Here is a 1,804-nt window from a genome sequence, read left to right as displayed (position 1 = left end):
AGGGACCATCCCCGCGGGTGCGGGGAGCAGACTGAATGACCTGCGAGTTTATACCCGCGGGAGCTCACTTTGAGGGACTTCTACAGGTTCCGGCAAATAGGGCATGACGTTATGAATCGACAGGTACTCCCGAGGCTCACCGGGAATTCGAGACAGGCACATGCCGTCCCAACGGACTCCGCGATTCCCAGGATTGTAGTCATGCACAGAGAGACGCTACCCGCAGCATCCGCGGCTCCATGACAGCCCGTCACTCTCAGGCGCCCAGGAAGACAGGTATCGCCGACATCGCCGCGCCGCTGCGCTCCTTGCGACTGCGGACCGTACAGTCAGGCCCTGTCGCCCGCGCCCCGAGCAGGGCAGGATCGGGGCATGAGGATTCTCGTGATGGGCGGAACGTGGTTTCTGGGCAAGGCCATTGCGGAGACCGCACTGGCGAGAGGGTGGGACGTCACCACCTTCAACCGCGGACGGTCCGGCGTGGACGTGCCCGGCGTGGAGGCTGTACACGGTGACCGCACCATCCACGAGGACCTGCGAAAGCTCGCGCAGCACGGCCCGTGGGACGCCGTCGTCGACACGTCCAGCTCGGAGCTGCCGCCCCGCGAAGTCCTCCTGGCCACGACCACGCTGGCGGGACGTGCGCACCGTTGGGTCCACCTGTCCACGGTCTCCGTCTACGAAGGCTGGCCGCACGAACCGTTGACGGAGGAATCCCCGTTGCTGGGGTGCCCGCCCGATGCCGACGGGTCGTTCGGCTATACCGGGGAGGACGGCAGCCCCACGAAGTACGGCTTCCAGAAGGCCGGCGGAGAGCGGGCCGTGACCGAAGCCTTCGGCGACGAAGCGGTCTTCCTCCGGCCGGGGGTCATCCTGGGGCCCGGCGAGTACGTGGGCCGGCTGCCCTGGTGGCTGGAGCGTGCGAAGCGCGGTGGCCGCATGCTCGCGCCCGCGCCTGCGGAGCAGCGGATCCAGCCGGTGGACGTCCGGGACGTCGCCGCCTTCGCCGTGCACCTGACCGCCGGCACAGGCCGTGGTGCCTTCAACGTGACGCATCCGGACGGGATTTCGTTCGGCGACTTCCTCACCGAGTGCCTGCGGACCACGGGGGGCGATGGCACACCGGTCTGGGCCGACCCGGCCGTACTGACTGAGCACCACGTGAAGCAGTGGACCGAGATGCCCCTGTGGCGCACCCACGCCGGTGTCTGGGCGGTCGACGCCCGGCGTGCGGTCGAAGCAGGCCTTCGCTGTCGGCCGATCGCCGACACCGTGCGGGACACCTGGGAGTGGTGGGCGCGAGACGGACGGCCCGTGGACCACCCGCGACGAGCGGAGCACGGGATCGCGGCAGAGAAGGAGGCGCGGGTCCTCGCTTCTCTGTGAACCTCCGCGATCCGGCCCGCGGTTTCCGGCCCTCCCCCCTCTGTGATCAGGGACCGATCGCCAGGAGAGCCGCGGACGGGCCGAGTCGGTACGGCGGGGAGACCCGGGTGAACTCCTCGACCTGTTCTCGCAGCTGCGACGGGAGCTGCGAGCCGTGGTACCGCGGCCGTGCCAGGTGCCTGCCGATCCGGGCCGTCCGGACGACGACGCCCGTCTTGCGCTGCTCGGCCGGCACTTCCCAGAGCGGCGTAAGCGCCTCGGCCGCGCCCTCCACGTTGTCGGACAGGAGGCGGGCGTATGCCAGGTCGGCTGCCGCGCCCGCCAGGACGTGGGGGGACTGCTCGTCCCGCGCCCGTTGCCCGAGAAGGGCGATGGCGCGGCCGGCCTCGGCCTCGGCCTGCTCCGCATCCCCCATGAG

Annotated in this window: 1 protein-coding gene and 1 pseudogene; one reads left to right on the top strand and one right to left on the bottom strand. The window is 70.1% G+C overall.

Annotated features, from left to right (window positions below; genetic code table 11):
• Positions 1–372: 372 nt before the first annotated feature.
• Positions 373–1,386 carry an NAD-dependent epimerase/dehydratase family protein gene (locus GTW67_RS04915; RefSeq protein WP_237518667.1) on the top strand — a complete coding sequence of 338 codons (1,014 nt, stop codon included), beginning with the start codon at positions 373–375 and terminating at the stop codon, positions 1,384–1,386.
• A gap of 46 nt (positions 1,387–1,432) precedes the next feature.
• Here GTW67_RS04915 and GTW67_RS04910 read toward each other — a convergent pair.
• Positions 1,433–1,804: pseudogene (locus tag GTW67_RS04910) on the bottom strand (DNA-binding protein); the annotation flags it as partial.

This window comes from Streptomyces sp. SID5910, assembly GCF_009862125.1.
Taxonomy (GTDB): Bacteria; Actinomycetota; Actinomycetes; order Streptomycetales; family Streptomycetaceae; genus Streptomyces.
The sequence above is the reverse complement of the archived record's forward strand: the minus strand, read 5'-3'. Positions and strand labels throughout refer to the sequence as shown.